Below are 16,674 nucleotides of genomic sequence, written 5' to 3' on the forward strand. Positions count from 1 at the left end.
TGAGCTTCAAAAGATTATTCATAAAACTTGTAGCAAATCTTTTAAGCTTGCCGACAAAACATGGAGCAATTGTGAGAATAAATATTCATGGTCTATCAAGGCTTGATTGCTTTCCACTTCAATTCCTAGGTATTCTTTTTCAGAATATTGTTTACGCAAAGCGCTGGTGAAGCCATCGCTGTCGCCGCGATAGGGATAATTCATGCGGATTCTGTAAGCAGGGGTTTGTTCTAGCAATAATCCTCGCCAGATGCGGGCCACTTCTTTTTCTGCATGCCGCTGATAATCGTACAATAGGGAAATGGCAGCATTACGGATGACTCCTTTAAGTTCGGGCACAAAAGAGTGGATGGATAAATGCAATACTTGATGCCCTAGAGCAATATGTTGTTGGATTAAACTTTCCAATTTCCGACGGTAAGGTAAATAGTAAGCGTCAATTAAGACTTGTTTTTCAGCTCTGCTTAGTTTTTTAGTAAATTCTGAAAAGCATTTAGGGTGATTTAAACTACGGTTGCAATCAATTAACAGGCGGGTAATGGTCGTGTACACAAAGTCACAGGAAAATTTTTGTTGTAAATACTCAGCAATGGCCAGTGAGCCTGCATCATAGGCTCGGTGCGTTGCTAGGATTTCCGCATTATCTTTGAATAATAGTGCGTATTGGGGGGGCACATCATTGCCCCCATGCTCACAGCTTATGACGAGGATAGTTGGTTTCATAAAGCACTGAATAATCGGTTTTCTAATAAACAATCGCCCAATTGGCGGTATACGTGCATTAACGTTTTTCGGCTGGTATCATCACCGCAAGCGCGTATGATGCGCTCGCTCAGATTGCCATGCCGCAGCATGTGTTCCAGTGTTATTTGCGTGGTGGCATCCAATTGGCTGCTGATCCGCTCAAGCAATTGCGACCAGGCTTCACGCATTTTCATAGTGCGTTTTGGCAATTGCCATTGCTCAAGTACCTGTGAATCGGTTATCTCAACATCTAAGCCTTCCTTAATGCTTGCATCGTAAAGAGCTTTAAGACATGAAGTTTCACAACGCTTATCGATGCGCAATGGGGATTTTTCATGCCAGTCCTTGAGGATGGCATGGATGGCATAAGCGATGGCAAGATCCGCGCTGACGCATTCCTGGGAATCAAGAATACGAATTTCAATGGCATTGTATGCAAATTTTGCAATGGCGGCCCGTGAATTAAGCCATTCATGTTGCAAGATGCCTTTAGGGTCCAGCGGACTTATTTCTTTATACATGGGGTTTAGTATTTTTTGCTCGTATTCTGCCCGAGAACAGATGAATTCAGGAATAATATCGCCGCTTATGGATGGGATACGCTGCTGATTTTTGCCATAAAAAAACAAGCGTGAATCTAAAAGTCCTGTTTTTTTCCCCTCCAGAAAAGGCGTGCTGGCTGCTAAAGCAGGCAAAAGTGGCAGGAGCAGGCGTATGGAATTATGTAATTGGCAGAATTCATCGTCGTTCGCAAAAGGTAAATTGACGTGCATGCTTTGTAAATTTGACCATCCATGGCCTTGGCAATTAAAAATCTCGTCATACTGCTGGTAAATTTCCCGATTGCCATGTGGCCAGCGTCTGGTTTCTTGGTGTGGATTCATCCAAGGATGTGCGCCAGTGGGCAATAATTGCAGGTTATGTTGTTCCAGCACAGGTTGTATCTGCAGGATGGCTTGTTGGAACTGCGCAAGCACGTGCGGGGAGGGTGGTTTCGGCCCATGGTTTTTAAATTCCAAAACGTGCAGCACCAATTCATTGCTGATGGCTATTTCACCTAAAACGGTTTCATTGGTGAGCTCGCCTGCCAGCAATTTAAGAAGCAAGTCGCTTTGCGGTTGCACATCGAGAGTGGTTTTATTAACCAGCATATATTCAATTTCAATACCAAGAACAGATAACAGCGGATAATTAGACATAACCATGCTTCCTGCGAATGCGTTGTAGGAAAATCCCCATGATTTGCTGATACAACGTTTCGCCAAGAATTTCATCTTCTATGCCGAAATCAATGTTGGGGTTATCGTTTACCTCGATTACGTAATGCTTGTCTCCATGGCTTTTGATGTCGACCCCATAAAGGCTGTCACCGATTAGGCGTGTGGCTTTCAAAGCAGTCTTGATAATTGCTTCAGGAACTTGGGATAACGGAACGGATTCGCAACGCCCCTCGCGCTCGAATTTAGAATCCCAGTTATAAATTTGCCAGTGGTTTTTAGCCATAAAATAGCGGCAAGCATATAAAGGTTTGTTGTCGAGAACACCAATTCGCCAGTCAAAATCAGTTGGAATAAATGGTTGGATGAGAATCAAATCGGATGTTTTAAAAAATTGTGCCAAGGATTTTTGTAAATCTTTTTCATCATCTAATTTTATTACCCCATGCGAAAAAGCACTATCCGGTTTTTTTAGCACGCAAGGGAATTTGATATCAGGGAGCGCTGTATCGTATTTGCTGATGAATAATGTTTCGGGAGTTAGGATTTGATGGCTTTGCAAAAGTTCTGCCAAATACACTTTATTTGTACATTTCACAATGGATTGCGGGTCATCAATCACGACTATATTTTCCTGGGCGGCACGGCGGGCAAAACGGTAGGTATAATGATCAACGGCTGTGGTGGCACGAATAAACAGTGCATCATATTCAGCAATTGAGCGGCTATCATTTTTATCAATAAAATCAATGTTAAGCCCCATTTCTTCCCCAGCATTGACAAAAGAATCCAATGCTTTTTTATTAGAAGGAGGATTTGGTTCTTGAGCATCGATTAAGATGGCTAAGTCATGGAAGCGTTGTTTTTTCCGCCACTGATGAAATCTTTTTTTGGAAAAATAACTTTCAGCGGCTTGTCGCATAAATTCATCATGGTGTGCCGGAATATCGCCTAGCGATAGGGTTTGTAATTTTTTTATACTCCAATGCTTTTTTTTCTCCAGGGTAAAACGAAGCAGCGGTAAAGGAAATAATCCATGCAATTTTTTTGCTAAAACTGCATGCCGTTTGGCCATGTTTTGCCCAAAATACAAACTTAAAACGAATTCATTCCCTTTGATGTCATGCAAGCTGTGCTGGATTTCTTCATCAATTTCTTGCGAGATTTGCTTGGATAAACTGGCATTAAGGACATCTTGAATGCTTAAGACGGAAGGGATGGCTTTATGATCGCGTGCATGCGCAAGCAGGGAAACATAATACCCAATAGTTTGATAATTGTAAGATTGGCATAAGTTGATGATGCGCATGGATTTGCTTTGATGGTAATTTTCATTGGACAAGTAATCGAAAGCATGAACCACTGGAGCTAAATGACTTAAAAATTCCCAACTTTGTACATTATCAGTTACTAATATCGTTTGCATGCAAATCCCTTTTCGGTCGTATGATTAATAAATTGGCATCATAAGTCAGCACCCCTAACATAATGGCATTGATTAGATTGGTGCTTCCTACCTTGTAGTAGTTATCATGCGATAGAGGATTCTCGCGGTGCGGATCGGCGACGACAATATGTCTTTTTTTATCGTCATAGCCGCACAACACTACAAAATGGCCGCAAGGCGTACCCCGAATATCATCATAGTAAGCTATCCCCTCAGTGGTATAAATTTCCCGTGCACTGCGATAAAGATAAGTAGCACTCAACCCGGTCAAAATAGGAATTTTTTGCTGGAAATACTCTTTTAGCAGGGAAACGCTTAACGTACTGAAACGTACTTTGCCGCCCAATTCCAGATATTCTTGATAAGCCGTGCTGGATTGCACAATGCCAATGTCGATTTTGTGCTTTAATTGCGCGTCGAGTTTCGCCATGAGCACCTCGCGCTCGGATTCGCCGTCCGGTGCAAACCAGGTGGGATCAAATACATCCAAATTATTCACATAAATGGTGGTTTCAAAGCCATGGGTTAATGCATGTTTCCCAAGCATAGGCGCCAAGGTCCCGCCGGATAAAGAGCGTTCGACGTCGCGTACCACATCTTCCAGCTTAATCATGAGCCCATAATAAGTATAAATTGCATGCAAACACGTGGGACCGCAGCTCTCATCATCGGGTTGTGTGTGCATGTGAAGATTAATCATGGGCGTTGTATTTTCAAAAGAAAAGCAATGAGTGTGACTACTAATACTAAAATTAGAATTGTATGCCGGGTTTGTCAATTACGGTTTTTTTTACTTGTACAACTTTTATGGAGAGTTCCAGGATAAAGGATGCTACTTCTGTTGCGGAGGCGGGATAATTTACATAAGCTTTGACTGGAAGTTTTTCGTGCAGACGCAAGCCGTTTTTCCGAGATTGCTGAATCATGTTTTTTACGGTTTTACCTTTGTCGCAGATGAAATATACATCTGATTCAGGTCTTTGCAGAAATTCTGCCTGGAAGGATTTAAATGCCAGTGAAATTTTTACCCCTTCCTGTTCTGCATGATAGAAACCATGCAAGCCTCCTGCGATGTCGGCGCCCACCGCCAAGGCTCCGAAGTACATTGAATGCAAATGATTACGGGTGCGGCGGTGCAGCGGAATTTTAACTACTATTTTTTCTGCATCAAGTTCTACTAATCGTGGCCTTACATACCCAATCATCGGGACTTTATAGTGGCTAAAATACCACAGGAAAAATCTAAATCGGGTTAAGGCTTTCATTAAGCATCATCCTTCTTGATTTCCAGATGAGAAATGATTTTCCTAACCCCGCGAATGGCGCTTACCCGCTTTAAGATAGCTGCAATAGCTTTATCATTTTGGATAGAGCCTGATAAGGTAACTATGCCATTGGTCGTTGATGCTTTAACCCCGACTAAAGGAATGGATTCGTCATCCAAAACCTTGGCTTTAAATATGGCCGCTTCTACCCGGGCCGTAATATAAGCATCGGTTAAGGCTAAATTTACAACTTTAATATCCAAGCCTTCTGCATCAACGTTTTTAACACCTTTAGTGTTTCTTGCCAGTTTTAATGCCTCCATGAAGGCTTGTTGATCCTTAACGTGGCCATGCAAAGTGACCAAGCCATTTTCAGTTGAGACGGAAATTTTTAAAGGATTTAAGTTCCTGTTTTTAGTGAATTTGGCTTTTATTTTTGCAGTGATGACGGAATCACTAATTTCTTGCTCGATTTCTTTTATATCCTTACCTAAAGCGGTCGCATGTAAAGGAGCGAAGAAACAGCAGAAAACTGCAATTAGGATGAGATGCTTGCTACGCTGCATATACCCCTCCAAATATAAATAAAAACAAGTATATCCATCTATTATGGATATACAAGAATTTTGGCAGGGAATACACAGAGATATCCACAGATTTTGTGGATATCTTTCGCGTAAGTTAGATTGGCGTTAAGCTCAGAACTTAATATTCAATGATAAGGGAAATTCTCCTGCAGTAATTCGCTCAAGAATATTATCGATGACTTCAACTTTTACATGCTGCGGATTGCCGGCCCCATATACTCTAAAAATGGAGTAAGGTTTGCTTTTTTGCTGGTAGCGAATTATTTTTTGAAATTCGCCATTGGAAATAGTGGCATAATGCTCTGCATGAGCGGTAGTGGTTTTAACTTCCAGGCGCTGTTTCTCGGTAATGGCTCCGTTTATGGTAATTTCAACTCCGAAATCCTTGCTTTTATAACTCTCAGCGTCTTTATTGTACCAAATGATTTCAATTTTATTTTTATTGTTACTGGCATCGGTCAATGCAAAGCCGCGGGTTGTGAGAGTAAAGACGTGATTAGGATATACTGTTTGATAATATTTTTGTAAAAGATGGAATACATGTTCTTCTCCCCAACGCCCTATTTTTTTAAGCGCTTCCTCACTAAACGAAGTTTGCTCAATTTCTGTTTGTGAAGATTTTTCCTCGTTGTGTTCAATATTGCTTTTCCTCGGGGATTGTTTGCTTGCTGCAGGGGAGTCTCGCCGTTGCCTTTCTTTTTTAAAAAATTGAATACTCTGATAATCCATGTCGCGCGGTTCGATGGCAGGTATAAATTCACGTAATTTGGTCCGGATCACTTGCTCTGGGGGTTGTGCTGGCGTGGGTGGCTCATTGGCAGTTTGTAAAAAAACTTTGGCATTGGATTCTTCGGCAGGAAAATCACGCTTGCGCTTATGGGTTAGGGGATGAGGCCCGCTGAAATGTGGAGATAGGCTTTCTGATATCTCCAGCGATTGTTCTTGCCTTAAAGACACTTGTTGCAGAGGCGGCGTTACCTGGGCTTGAGCTTTTGTATTTGCATCGGTAGCATTATCATCAGTGGATGTTTCGGGTGAATCCGTTACCAGATATTTATGCCGCCTGGCATTGGATTTTACAGGCACAGCCAATTTAATCGGACTCGCGTTCTTGCTTGTCCCTGCGGATTGTTTGTGTTCTTCAAGAAGCCGATCAGCGTATTCCTTGGCTAAGCTGTAATGAGGGTTCGCCATAAAAGCCGCCAAGTATTTGGCGCATGCGTTTTTTTTCTTTAAATCAACCTCAACAGGTTTGTCTAGTGGCGCTAGACCATGCTCATAGGCTAAGCCTAAATTGAACAAATCAGACGCAGCCTTCTCGCGCGCGCGCATTTCCAAATCTTTAAAAGCGTCTTCTTTCATAGTTGAAAGAAGGGAAGATTTTGGATCATAAACAAGAGTATCCAGGGTCAAATCATGCAGATCGCGGACGCTATCTGCCTCCATCGGAGTTAATTCCTGATTGGCAATGTAGCTTTTAAATGTTTTGATTTCAAAGCCAGTATATTGTACAGATTCTTGAATATCTTCATCGGTAATCGCAATACTTCCATGTTTTTGGTGCATCATAATCAAGTGTAAGATGGCTAGCGAATCTTTAAGTGCCGCACCGTCAGCCAATAATATTTTCGCAATTTTAAGATGAGGTGCGTGTGGATCGCCATGGAGATTTTCTTTGTAAATAATCCCTAAAGCATTGATGGCAGCGCGATCCATTCGAGACGCTGCAAGCCGTAAGAAAGACAGGGCTAGGGGAATATCCTTTTTAAGGTATGTTCCAAAGAAAAGCATTAATCCTACCAGGTATAGGCGGCTATTTTTTAGATTGGCATTATGTAACACCCATTTCGTGGTTAATATTTTTTGTAAAGCTTCTGGCGAATGATGTGTTGCTAAAAGATCCAGTTCTTTTTTATCGGACTTGCTGAGGGCTTCATCAATTAATGTGCTATTTATCATGATTTTTATTGGTGTTTTTTCACTAGCTTATAACATGGTTTTACCGATATGTGCAATTTTATTGCATTTTTGCCCGCATTTATTAAATTTAAGGCTATACTAAGCGTTAGTTCCAGACCATATCTAGGCTGGTAATAACAAATTTATTTTCTGTAGTTCGAATAATAAGCAATGTAAATATAATGTTCTTGTCTACTTCAGGAATTGCTACGGCTTGTTGCACGCGCCAGAATCGGATGCCTGTAAAAAAATTGCTGTGTTGTACTGTCCCTGATTGCACAAGGTTGCCAGGACCATCTAAAAGCGGATGCAGTGTTAAATTTTGCGCACGGGTTTGTCGTATGAGGCTGTTTAAGAAGGTATTGAGGGCATTCCAAGCGTTCAAGGAATAATTTGATGTCAATTTTGGATCAATTTTTCCATCGATGGATAGTGTTTCAACCAAAGTTTGTCGTGCCCAACTCATCACTTCATCATCATTTGCATGGCTTGGCAGGGGGAAAATAAAAATTGCGGTCAGAATAATTAAAAAGAGGGTTGAAACCACTTTTTGTTTCATAACAGGTCCTTCTGTGATCTTTTGTATGGCAATTTGTTTTATCAGTATAGCAAAGATATAATTTGTATTTTTTTAATTCAAGGCATTTAAATCCTTATGATTAGCATACGCGGGGCTAGAACCCACAATTTAAAGAATATCAATATAGATTTACCACGGGATCAATTAATTGTGATTACCGGGCTTTCCGGTTCGGGTAAATCATCGCTTGCATTTGATACGCTGTATGCGGAAGGACAGCGCCGATATGTTGAATCGCTATCTGCTTATGCTCGTCAATTCTTATCGATGATGGAGAAACCTGATGTTGACTCTATTGATGGCTTATCTCCTGCCATTTCTATCGAGCAGAAAGCCACTTCCCATAATCCCCGCTCTACCGTGGGTACTATCACTGAAATTTATGATTATTTAAGGTTATTATTTGCACGCGTGGGGGAGCCACGCTGTCCTACGCACGGGGTCAGCCTGCATGCACAAACCATAAGCCAAATGGTCGATCAGGTGCTAGCACTTCCTGACGAAAGCAAAGCCATGATTCTGGCGCCTGTTGTTCGCGAGCGAAAGGGGGAGCATGTGCAGCTTTTGCAGCAGTTGCAAGCGCAAGGGTATGTGCGCGCCCGTATTAATGGGGAAATTTATGAATTGGACGATCCGCCTAAATTGGAGTTGCGTAAAAAACACACCATTGAGGTGGTCGTTGACCGCTTTAAAGTACGTCCCGATATGGCACAGCGTTTGAGCGAATCGTTTGAAAATGCTTTAAACCTGGCGGATGGGGTTGCAATGGTAGCTTCTGTAGATGACGCATTTGTGGAAATAACATTTTCTTCAAAATTTGCTTGCACAGAATGCGGCTACAGTTTGAGTGAACTCGAGCCCCGGCTTTTTTCGTTTAATAATCCCATGGGAGCTTGCCCTTCCTGTGATGGATTGGGGGTGGATCAATTTTTCGATCCAGAGCGGATCATCCATGATGAAAGCTTAAGTTTAGCAGAAGGCGCTATCCGTGGCTGGGATAAACGTACAGTTTATTACCACACGTTACTGGAATCCTTGGCACAACATTATGATTTTGACATCAATACACCCTTTTGTGATTTACCGCCATCTATACGCAATTTGGTTTTATATGGTAGTGGCAACGACATCATCGAATTCCGTTATCAACGCCCGCACGGTGGTTTTTTATTAAAAAAACATGCGTTTGAAGGGATCATTCCAAATATGCAGCGCCGTTATCGCGAATCAGATTCGGATATGGTGCGTGAGGAATTGTCAAAATATTTATCATCACGCCCATGCCCAGCTTGCCAAGGTACGCGTTTGCGGGAGGCTGCGCGCCATGTATTCGTTGCCGATACAAATTTGCCGGAAATAGCCGCCTATTCGATTGAAGAAGCGTATGCTTTTTTCAAGGCATTGCAACTGCCGGGCTATCGCGGCGAGATTGCCAAAAAGATAAATAAAGAAATTGTCGAACGCCTTGGCTTTCTGGTGAATGTGGGTTTGGATTATTTGTCTTTGGCCCGCAGTGCGGAAACACTTTCGGGAGGAGAGGCACAACGCATTCGCTTGGCCAGCCAAATTGGTTCCGGTCTCGTCGGGGTGATGTATATTTTGGATGAACCTTCAATTGGTTTGCATCAGCGCGATAATGATCGTTTGTTGAAAACATTGCTGCATTTACGTGATCTGGGAAATACCGTCATCGTCGTGGAACATGATGAAGATGCGATACGTACCGCCAATTATGTATTGGATATTGGTCCGGGCGCTGGCGTGCACGGTGGAGAGATTGTCGCTTTTGGCCCGCCGGAAGCCATAATGACTAATCCCAACTCCTTAACCGGCCAGTATCTTTCCGGAAAAAAATGCATTGCAGTGCCGCAAGAGCGGTTGCCAATGGATAAAGCACGCGTCATTTCCTTAAAAGGAGTTAACTGCAACAATTTACAAAATGTTGAGGTAACCATCCCTTTAGGTGTAATGACTTGCATTACCGGCGTTTCAGGCTCGGGAAAATCGAGCCTGATTAATGATACCTTGTTTCCGCTTGCGGCAAACAAACTAAACCGCGCCAGTATGCAAATGGTCGGGAAAGTTCAAGAAATTCAAGGTTTGGAGTTATGTGATAAAGTCATCGATATTGATCAAAGCCCGATAGGGCGTACTCCCCGCTCAAATCCTGCAACCTATACCGGATTGTTTACACCTATCCGTGAATTATTTGCCAACACGCCAGAGGCACGATCGCGCGGCTATCAGCCCGGGCGGTTTAGTTTTAATGTGCGTGGGGGGCGTTGTGAAGCTTGCCAGGGCGACGGGCTTATCAAAGTCGAGATGCATTTTCTGCCGGACATTTATGTCACTTGTGACGCGTGTAAAGGTAAGCGCTACAATCGCGAGACATTAGAAATTCTCTATAAAGGAAAAAATATTCACGAAGTGTTGGATATGACGGTAGAAGATGCGTGTTCATTCTTTGCCGCTATTCCCGTGTTAGCGCGCAAATGCCAGACGTTAATTGACGTGGGATTGTCTTATATTCGTTTAGGGCAGAGTGCCACGACTTTATCAGGCGGCGAGGCGCAACGAATAAAACTGGCACGTGAATTATCCAAACGTGGTACTGGCAATACCCTATACATCCTGGATGAACCCACGACCGGTTTGCATTTTCATGACACCCAGCAATTGTTAAACGTATTGACTTGCTTACGCGATCAGGGAAATACGATCGTCGTCATCGAGCACAACCTTGATGTCATTAAAACGGCCGACTGGATCATCGATTTGGGTCCAGAAGGCGGCAATAAGGGAGGAAAAATTATTGCCGTGGGCACGCCTGAAGATATTGCTGCCTGCCAGCATTCTTATACTGGCCAATTTTTGCGCCCTTTGCTTGCGTTTGCCGATGACTTATGCTTATAACTTAACTAAGGTACACTCTTTTTAAAGGATTAGATATGGGAACTTTTCTCATAGTATTATTAATTATTGTGGTACTGGGTTTTGTGTGGGGTATCGGTACCTATAACAAGTTAATCGGCCTAATTGAGGCAATTAATAATAACAAGCGGCAGATTGACATCCAGCTTGATCGCCGTTTCAAAGTATTTCAGTCCTTGATTGAAGCTGTAAAAAAATACATGGATTACGAACAGACTACATTAAAGGATGTAGTCGCTTTGCGCAATCAAGCACAGGCAGCCAAAGAAGCGGGTGATGAAAAAGCAAGAATTGCTGCTGAAGAAGGGATTTCTCGCATTGCTTCCGGTCTGAACGTCGTGTTTGAGCAGTATCCTGATTTAAAAGCCAGCCAAAATGTGGTGCAACTGCAGGAAGAAATTGTCAATACAGAAAACAAATTATCTTATGCCAAACAAGCATATAATGATGGCGTTGAGCGTTATTATGCCAAGAAAAAATCGTTTTTTGAGGCCATGCTGGTGGGGTTATTTCCAGATAAATTGGATAAACAATTTGAGTATTGGGCTTTGCCTGAAGGACAAATCCAGGCTCATGAGGATTATACAGTTAAATTTTAAGGTCTGTACCCATGAGCTTATCCGATTATCATGCAAGTACTGGCAACTGGCGAGAGCAGCTTAAACGAAATGAGCGCCGTACCCGCTGGGTTATTTTTAGCTTCATTTTTATTTATGCTTGCATCGGGTTGCTGGTGGATGTCTTTATGCTTGCGTCAGCTTATCCGAATGCAGACTTGGGCCAATACCTGTATGCTTTATTGACCTTCAAAGCAGTGCCCTATGCTACCTTGCTCTTAGGGGGAATTGCCGTAATATCCATTTTGATCACTTATTCGATGTACGATCGCCTCATGTTATTAGGGACTGAATACCGGGAAATCACGCCAGAAACGGCGCAAAATTTGCAGGAAAGGCAATTATATAATGTTGTTGAAGAAATGAAGGTAGCGGCCGGATTGCAATATATGCCGAAGGTATATCTTATCGAGGCCGATTATATGAATGCTTTTGCAAGCGGTTATAGTGAGAAGTCCGCCATGGTCGCCATCACTCGTGGTTTAATGGAAAAATTAGACCGAGCCGAGATGCAGGCGGTGATGGCCCATGAATTGAGCCATATACGCCATAAAGACATTAAGCTCACCCTCATGGTGGCGATTCTTAGCAATATTCTATTGATTGTAATTGATATATTGTTTTATGCAGCTTTGTACAAGCGCGATCGCCGCCAGGATAACCGCTTACTCAGCATTATTATCCTCTTGCGCTATATCCTACCTTTCATAACGCTGATTTTGGCTTTATTTTTAAGCCGTACGCGCGAATACATGGCAGATGCTGGTTCCGTTGAACTCATGCGTGATAATGAACCCATGGCGCGTGCCTTGTTAAAAATCCATCGCGACCATGAGCAGCATGCTGAAGAGTATGCTGCTGCGTATGGGCGAACTGCTCATGAAGAAGTTCGGCAAGCTTCTTATTTATTTGACCCTTCCATCCTCGATCCGATTAAGTCATTAAACAATGCTTTTTCTACACATCCTAGTATTGAAAAGCGATTGGAAGCTTTGGGATTTAGGGAAAAAACGAAATCCTGAGCAGTAATTTGGATGTAGCCTTATAGCCACAGGCGTTGGTAATGGGGTTTCTATGCATATTGAACGTTTTGAACACATTAAAAACCAATTAAAATCCAATTTTCTTTTCTCTGGTCTGACGGAGCAAGAATTGGAAACCTTAGCTTCTCTAGCAAAAGAATATGAGTTTTCTGCTGCCGAATTTATCATTGAAGAAGATGAAGCAATCCCCGAAAAACTTTATTTGATTGAAGCAGGTGTTGTTGAAATCTTAAAAAAATCGGCCAAGGATGAACAAGGTGATTTTTATCGTATTACCACGCTTGCCAGTGGAGAAATTATAGGAGAAGTGGCTTTATTGGAAGATGCAAAGCGCACAGCTTCAGCTCGTGCGGTGACTCCGACTAAAGTGATTGCCTTACCTTTGCAAGAGCTTAAAAATCTCTCCACATTGGGAAATAAAACGTCTTTTAAACGCTTTCTTAAGCCGTTGCGAAGACAAGTCACTGAGCCATCGGTGCATACCAAGCTCATTCAAAACCTTGCTAAAAATTTAAGCCGGCGCCTAGCGAATACCAATGCCGTGACGGCGGAGAGCTTAAGAGCGGAATTAAAATTATCACAAATGCGAATTAGTATGGGGCGGTTTTTAATTGGCACCCTCAGTGCGCTTTCCATTTATACGTATTGCCTATCGTTTATTGCTACCTACAGCAACACCTTGCCATCCACTACCATCGTGGCAGTGCCTTTGATGCTGTTTTTTAGTGGAGTAATATTTTATTTTATGATGAAAAGCGGCTATCCATTGGCTTTTTTTGGTTTAACGCTGCAATACTGGCGGGGAGCAGTGCTTGAAAGCATGGGGTGGACTTTTCCAGTAATGGGATTGATTGTTCTTGCCAAATGGTTATTTATAGAATTTGCACAGCTGCATATCCCCTTATTTGAGGGGTACCATGCCAGTTTTCGCGGAGCCAATACGGCATTGATAATTGCTTCAATTATTACTTATCTTATCATGGTGCCATTGCAGGAATTAATTATGCGTGGTGCAGTCCAAGGCTCATTGCAACACTTTTTTACCGGGAAGCATGCTAAGCTGAGTGCTATTTTGGTTTCTAATCTTATTTTTGGCGCTACCCACTTGCACATTTCTTTAATCATGGGAGTGCTGGTAATGATATTTGGTATATTTTGGGGGATTATGTATGCTCGGCAAGGGAATTTGGTTGGCGTGTCAGTATCTCACTTGATGATTGGTTACTGGGCTTTTTTTGTAGTAGGTATAGAAAATATTCTTGACTAATTGTGTGCATTATTCTTAAGTGCGCAGCCCCTTACAGCTTTAACGGAATTTTTGCTTTTTAAAAGTGGCATGATGGTTTCCTTTGTTCTAGTATTAGACTATAGACAGTAGTCATTGTACAGCCAACACCACGGTATGCGGAAACCAGATAGCGAGTGTGGTGAGCAAGCTTAGTCAAACTAAGAAGCCAAAAGCATTCCTGAGGTATCCACTTTTTTAGAACCGACTGTTGCAATATTACTGTCTATTTTCATATACAACTGCAAAGACCCGCCGCGACACAGTAAATTGCCCAGAAAATTTTTCCAATGCTTGGGCACGCATGTATTCTGCATGTTGAGACAAGTATTGTTCCAAAGCATGCAGCGATTCAACATAATAATGAACAGTAAAATAATGCAGATTTTTTACGTCTGATTTTATTTCTTTGAGGATGCTGACTTTTTTAAAGCCTGAAAAACTCAACATTTGTTGCGTATGTTCCCTAAGCCATGAATAATATTCATCGGCAATATCCGCATGAGTACATATATTCACTTCATAAATTATGTTGTCTTGATTAATCACGTATACCTGTCCCTTTCTTTAGAAGAATGAGATTAAATAAAAGCAATAAGGCCAAAATGGCGCAGATGATGCTCATCGCCAGCGTCATGTTGACATCACGCTGTCCTGTCATCGCGTGCCGAAGAGCATTGACCATGTATAAAATAGGATTGAAATAACTAACTTTTTGCCAAAATGGTGGCAGCATGGTAGTTAAATAAAATATCCCGCCCAAATAAGTCAATGGGGTGAGAATGAAGGTAGGGACGATGGCCACGTCATCAAAATTGCGAGCCAGTATACCGTTAGTGAAACCTGCCAGAGAAAATAAAGCGGCAACCAAGACAATGATGATGATGGTCAAAGGCAAATTTACAATGGGAATATAAATGAAGAAGGAAGCTACTGAGTAAACCAGAATGGCTACCAAGACTCCGCGCAGCATCCCTCCTAAAATAAATCCCAGCAACATTAGTCCGGGATAGATGGGGCTTATTAATTTTTCTTCAATATTTTTTTGAAAGCGTTCGGTGAATACCGAGGTGGATACATTGGAATAAGCATTAATAATCACACTCATCATGATAAGGCCTGGCGCTATAAACAGCGTATAAGGCATGTCTTGGATGGGGCCAATGCGTTGGCCGATAATTGAGCCAAAAATCAGGAAATACAACATGGTGGTAATGACTGGCGGGAAGAAGACTTGGCTAAAAATGCGGAACATACGTACCAGTTCGCGGCGAACTAAAGTGTACAGTGCGATAAGCTGTTGTTTAATGGTCATGGTTGATGAGATCCAGGAAAAGTTCTTCCAAGCGGTTGGTTTTATTACGCATACTATGCACTCTTATGTGGTTGCGGGTGAGTACCGCAAACACATCGTTTAACGACCATTTGTTATCAATACGGATCTCCAAAGTATATGGGTCAATTTTCATGCCTGTAAATGGCTCAAGGGATGGGAGGGTATCAATAGGATCAAGCGTATTTAAAATAAACGTTTGATGCCGCAAGGTTTTTAACAAGGATTTAATGGATGTGTTTTCAATGATTTCGCCTTTATGAATAATGGCAATGTTCTTACATAATTGTTCCGCTTCTTCAAGGTAATGGGTAGTAAGAATGATGGTTGTGCCTTGCTGATTGATGGCAGTTAAAAAATCCCACATGCTACGGCGTATTTCAATATCCACTCCTGCGGTGGGTTCGTCCAAAATTAACACTTTGGGGTTGTGGATAAGGGCGCGCGCGATCATCAAGCGCCGTTTCATCCCGCCTGACAAATGGCGGACGATAGCGTCTTTCTTTTCCCATAATCCAAGCTGTCGCAAAAGTTCATGGGCACGTGATTTGGCTTGCCGGCGCATAACTCCATAGTATCCTGCCTGATTTAAAATAATTTGCTCGCAAGTTTCAAAAATATTTAAATTGAATTCTTGCGGCACTAATCCTAGATAGGTTTTGGCATGTTCAGGCTGTTTATCCAAATCATAGCCATAAATTGAAATGCTTCCGGCAGTTTTAGTGAGCAGGGTGGTAATAAGGCCAATGGTAGTGGATTTGCCTGCACCATTTGCTCCTAATAAAGCAAAAAAATCGCCGGTTTCAACGGTTAAATCGATGCCTTTCAGTGCTTCCACCCCATTCGGGTAGGTTTTTCGTAATTGATGAATTTCTAGAGCATGCATGTTGTAGTCTTTTTAAAAATTCTTAATTAGAATAGCAAGTCTTGCGGCTATGCAAAAGAATTCTCAAAATATTAAACCATTGCAGGATAGTGGGGGCAGCTTAAAAAAGGTCTTGCGGACGAGTTTTTAACCAACCGGTAATACTATAGCGCATTTGCTGTGTAGTATTCACCTCATGGGGTAAGTCGCTCTGAAAACAAACAAAGCGGTTGTGTAGAGGGGGAATAATTGCAAGAATTTGTTCGTTGCGATCGTATAATGTTAATTCTCCTCCATGTGCAGGCTGCCAATCCGGGTTCAAATAATAAACACATGAAACCAGCCGGTTTTTGGTATTTTTAAACTGATCTACATGTTTTTTATAAGAAGTGCCGGGTTGATACACTGCAAAATGAGCTTCAAATTCTGAGAGATTGAGGAAAAGAGATTCATTTAAATGATTGCAAATTGCAGTAATGGTTTTTAAGTAGGCTTGTAAGGGGAGATTAGAGGGTTCAAAGTCCAACCAGCAAAGCTCATCGCTGCGTATCGTCGTATGGCGCATCGCGTGTTGTATATTGCCGATTTTGGCAGGCCTGAAATCGCCGCGCGCAAAGCGTTCTTGTGCTTGTATTAACAGTTGAGAATAATCTTGGTGTCCCAAAAAATTGTCAACGACAGAAAACCCGTGGCTATAAATTTCATTGACAATGTTTTCCGTTGCGTATGCCATATCGCTGCTTGCTAAAAAGCTATATTATAGCGATTTTCATGCCCGGGTAATATATTTTTACCGTCCTA

The 16,674-nt window shown here is 42.1% G+C and carries 16 protein-coding genes; 4 read left to right on the forward strand and 12 right to left on the reverse strand.

Annotation, left to right across the window (positions count from 1 at the left end; translation table 11 throughout):
* Positions 1 to 18: 18 nt before the first annotated feature.
* The 8 genes from NKV53_RS05770 to NKV53_RS05805 all read right to left on the reverse strand — a co-directional run bounded on the left by NKV53_RS05770 (position 19) and on the right by NKV53_RS05805 (position 7,778).
* On the reverse strand, positions 19 to 723 hold the full coding sequence (locus tag NKV53_RS05770) for an N-formylglutamate amidohydrolase (protein WP_126954258.1): 705 nt from the start codon (positions 721 to 723) through the stop codon (positions 19 to 21).
* Complete coding sequence (locus tag NKV53_RS05775; RefSeq protein WP_253350850.1) at positions 720 to 1,943, reverse strand: glutamate-cysteine ligase family protein; 1,224 nt, start codon at positions 1,941 to 1,943, stop codon at positions 720 to 722. Before NKV53_RS05775 ends, NKV53_RS05770 begins: the two co-directional genes overlap by 4 nt.
* Positions 1,936 to 3,387, reverse strand: coding sequence for a RimK family protein (locus NKV53_RS05780; protein WP_126954256.1), 1,452 nt, complete (start codon positions 3,385 to 3,387; stop codon positions 1,936 to 1,938). Before NKV53_RS05780 ends, NKV53_RS05775 begins: the two co-directional genes overlap by 8 nt.
* Positions 3,365 to 4,108, reverse strand: coding sequence for a C39 family peptidase (locus NKV53_RS05785; RefSeq protein ID WP_126954255.1), 744 nt, complete (start codon positions 4,106 to 4,108; stop codon positions 3,365 to 3,367). The genes NKV53_RS05780 and NKV53_RS05785 overlap by 23 nt, the downstream gene beginning before the upstream one ends.
* 52 nt (positions 4,109 to 4,160) lie before the next feature.
* Positions 4,161 to 4,673: a DUF4442 domain-containing protein gene (locus NKV53_RS05790; protein WP_126954254.1), complete on the reverse strand. Its 513-nt coding sequence runs from the start codon at positions 4,671 to 4,673 to the stop codon at positions 4,161 to 4,163.
* Entirely contained in the window at positions 4,673 to 5,239 is a 567-nt protein-coding gene (locus NKV53_RS05795; RefSeq protein WP_126954253.1) for a BON domain-containing protein, read from the reverse strand. Before NKV53_RS05795 ends, NKV53_RS05790 begins: the two co-directional genes overlap by 1 nt.
* 132 nt (positions 5,240 to 5,371) lie before the next feature.
* Entirely contained in the window at positions 5,372 to 7,219 is a 1,848-nt protein-coding gene (locus NKV53_RS05800) for an SEL1-like repeat protein (protein ID WP_127032656.1), read from the reverse strand.
* A gap of 106 nt (positions 7,220 to 7,325) precedes the next feature.
* Positions 7,326 to 7,778: a hypothetical protein gene (locus NKV53_RS05805; protein ID WP_126954251.1), complete on the reverse strand. Its 453-nt coding sequence runs from the start codon at positions 7,776 to 7,778 to the stop codon at positions 7,326 to 7,328.
* 90 nt (positions 7,779 to 7,868) lie between these two features.
* Between NKV53_RS05805 and uvrA the strand changes: the two genes are divergently transcribed.
* The 4 genes from uvrA to NKV53_RS05825 are packed head-to-tail and all read left to right on the forward strand — an operon-like array spanning position 7,869 to position 13,657.
* Positions 7,869 to 10,712 (forward strand): excinuclease ABC subunit UvrA, encoded by a 2,844-nt coding sequence (gene uvrA, locus NKV53_RS05810; RefSeq protein ID WP_371923204.1) that lies wholly within the window; start codon positions 7,869 to 7,871, stop codon positions 10,710 to 10,712.
* Between the two features lie 35 nt (positions 10,713 to 10,747).
* Positions 10,748 to 11,329: a LemA family protein gene (locus NKV53_RS05815; RefSeq protein WP_126954249.1), complete on the forward strand. Its 582-nt coding sequence runs from the start codon at positions 10,748 to 10,750 to the stop codon at positions 11,327 to 11,329.
* 11 nt (positions 11,330 to 11,340) lie between these two features.
* Positions 11,341 to 12,369 (forward strand): zinc metalloprotease HtpX, encoded by a 1,029-nt coding sequence (gene htpX, locus NKV53_RS05820; RefSeq protein ID WP_253350852.1) that lies wholly within the window; start codon positions 11,341 to 11,343, stop codon positions 12,367 to 12,369.
* 52 nt (positions 12,370 to 12,421) lie between these two features.
* Positions 12,422 to 13,657, forward strand: a complete 1,236-nt coding sequence (locus NKV53_RS05825) for a cyclic nucleotide-binding domain-containing protein (protein WP_253350853.1) — start codon at positions 12,422 to 12,424, stop codon at positions 13,655 to 13,657.
* A 237-nt stretch (positions 13,658 to 13,894) separates the two neighbouring features.
* Here NKV53_RS05825 and NKV53_RS05830 read toward each other — a convergent pair whose 3' ends face one another.
* The 4 genes from NKV53_RS05830 to NKV53_RS05845 all read right to left on the reverse strand — a co-directional run bounded on the left by NKV53_RS05830 (position 13,895) and on the right by NKV53_RS05845 (position 16,606).
* On the reverse strand, positions 13,895 to 14,224 hold the full coding sequence (locus NKV53_RS05830) for a DUF4286 family protein (protein ID WP_253350854.1): 330 nt from the start codon (positions 14,222 to 14,224) through the stop codon (positions 13,895 to 13,897).
* Positions 14,217 to 14,990 (reverse strand): ABC transporter permease, encoded by a 774-nt coding sequence (locus NKV53_RS05835; RefSeq protein ID WP_127111297.1) that lies wholly within the window; start codon positions 14,988 to 14,990, stop codon positions 14,217 to 14,219. Before NKV53_RS05835 ends, NKV53_RS05830 begins: the two co-directional genes overlap by 8 nt.
* Positions 14,980 to 15,894 (reverse strand): ABC transporter ATP-binding protein, encoded by a 915-nt coding sequence (locus NKV53_RS05840; RefSeq protein WP_126954244.1) that lies wholly within the window; start codon positions 15,892 to 15,894, stop codon positions 14,980 to 14,982. Before NKV53_RS05840 ends, NKV53_RS05835 begins: the two co-directional genes overlap by 11 nt.
* 100 nt (positions 15,895 to 15,994) lie before the next feature.
* Positions 15,995 to 16,606 (reverse strand): 2OG-Fe(II) oxygenase, encoded by a 612-nt coding sequence (locus NKV53_RS05845; RefSeq protein ID WP_126954243.1) that lies wholly within the window; start codon positions 16,604 to 16,606, stop codon positions 15,995 to 15,997.
* Positions 16,607 to 16,674: the final 68 nt, after the last annotated feature.

Origin of the sequence: Legionella sp. 27cVA30 (assembly GCF_024160945.1) — a bacterium.
GTDB classification, from domain to species: Bacteria; Pseudomonadota; Gammaproteobacteria; order Legionellales; family Legionellaceae; genus Legionella_A; species Legionella_A septentrionalis.

What these genes read in the sequence shown, in the direction of transcription:
- NKV53_RS05770 (WP_126954258.1), bottom strand. Translation starts at nt 723, where the DNA reads ATGAAACCAACTATCCTCGTCATAAGCTGTGAGCATGGGGGCAATGAT.
- NKV53_RS05775 (WP_253350850.1), bottom strand. Translation starts at nt 1,943, where the DNA reads ATGTCTAATTATCCGCTGTTATCTGTTCTTGGTATTGAAATTGAATAT.
- NKV53_RS05780 (WP_126954256.1), bottom strand. Translation starts at nt 3,387, where the DNA reads ATGCAAACGATATTAGTAACTGATAATGTACAAAGTTGGGAATTTTTA.
- NKV53_RS05785 (WP_126954255.1), bottom strand. Translation starts at nt 4,108, where the DNA reads ATGATTAATCTTCACATGCACACACAACCCGATGATGAGAGCTGCGGT.
- NKV53_RS05790 (WP_126954254.1), bottom strand. Translation starts at nt 4,673, where the DNA reads ATGAAAGCCTTAACCCGATTTAGATTTTTCCTGTGGTATTTTAGCCAC.
- NKV53_RS05795 (WP_126954253.1), bottom strand. Translation starts at nt 5,239, where the DNA reads ATGCAGCGTAGCAAGCATCTCATCCTAATTGCAGTTTTCTGCTGTTTC.
- NKV53_RS05800 (WP_127032656.1), bottom strand. Translation starts at nt 7,219, where the DNA reads ATGATAAATAGCACATTAATTGATGAAGCCCTCAGCAAGTCCGATAAA.
- NKV53_RS05805 (WP_126954251.1), bottom strand. Translation starts at nt 7,778, where the DNA reads ATGAAACAAAAAGTGGTTTCAACCCTCTTTTTAATTATTCTGACCGCA.
- NKV53_RS05815 (WP_126954249.1), top strand. Translation starts at nt 10,748, where the DNA reads ATGGGAACTTTTCTCATAGTATTATTAATTATTGTGGTACTGGGTTTT.
- htpX (WP_253350852.1), top strand. Translation starts at nt 11,341, where the DNA reads ATGAGCTTATCCGATTATCATGCAAGTACTGGCAACTGGCGAGAGCAG.
- NKV53_RS05825 (WP_253350853.1), top strand. Translation starts at nt 12,422, where the DNA reads ATGCATATTGAACGTTTTGAACACATTAAAAACCAATTAAAATCCAAT.
- NKV53_RS05835 (WP_127111297.1), bottom strand. Translation starts at nt 14,990, where the DNA reads ATGACCATTAAACAACAGCTTATCGCACTGTACACTTTAGTTCGCCGC.
- NKV53_RS05840 (WP_126954244.1), bottom strand. Translation starts at nt 15,894, where the DNA reads ATGCATGCTCTAGAAATTCATCAATTACGAAAAACCTACCCGAATGGG.
- NKV53_RS05845 (WP_126954243.1), bottom strand. Translation starts at nt 16,606, where the DNA reads ATGGCATACGCAACGGAAAACATTGTCAATGAAATTTATAGCCACGGG.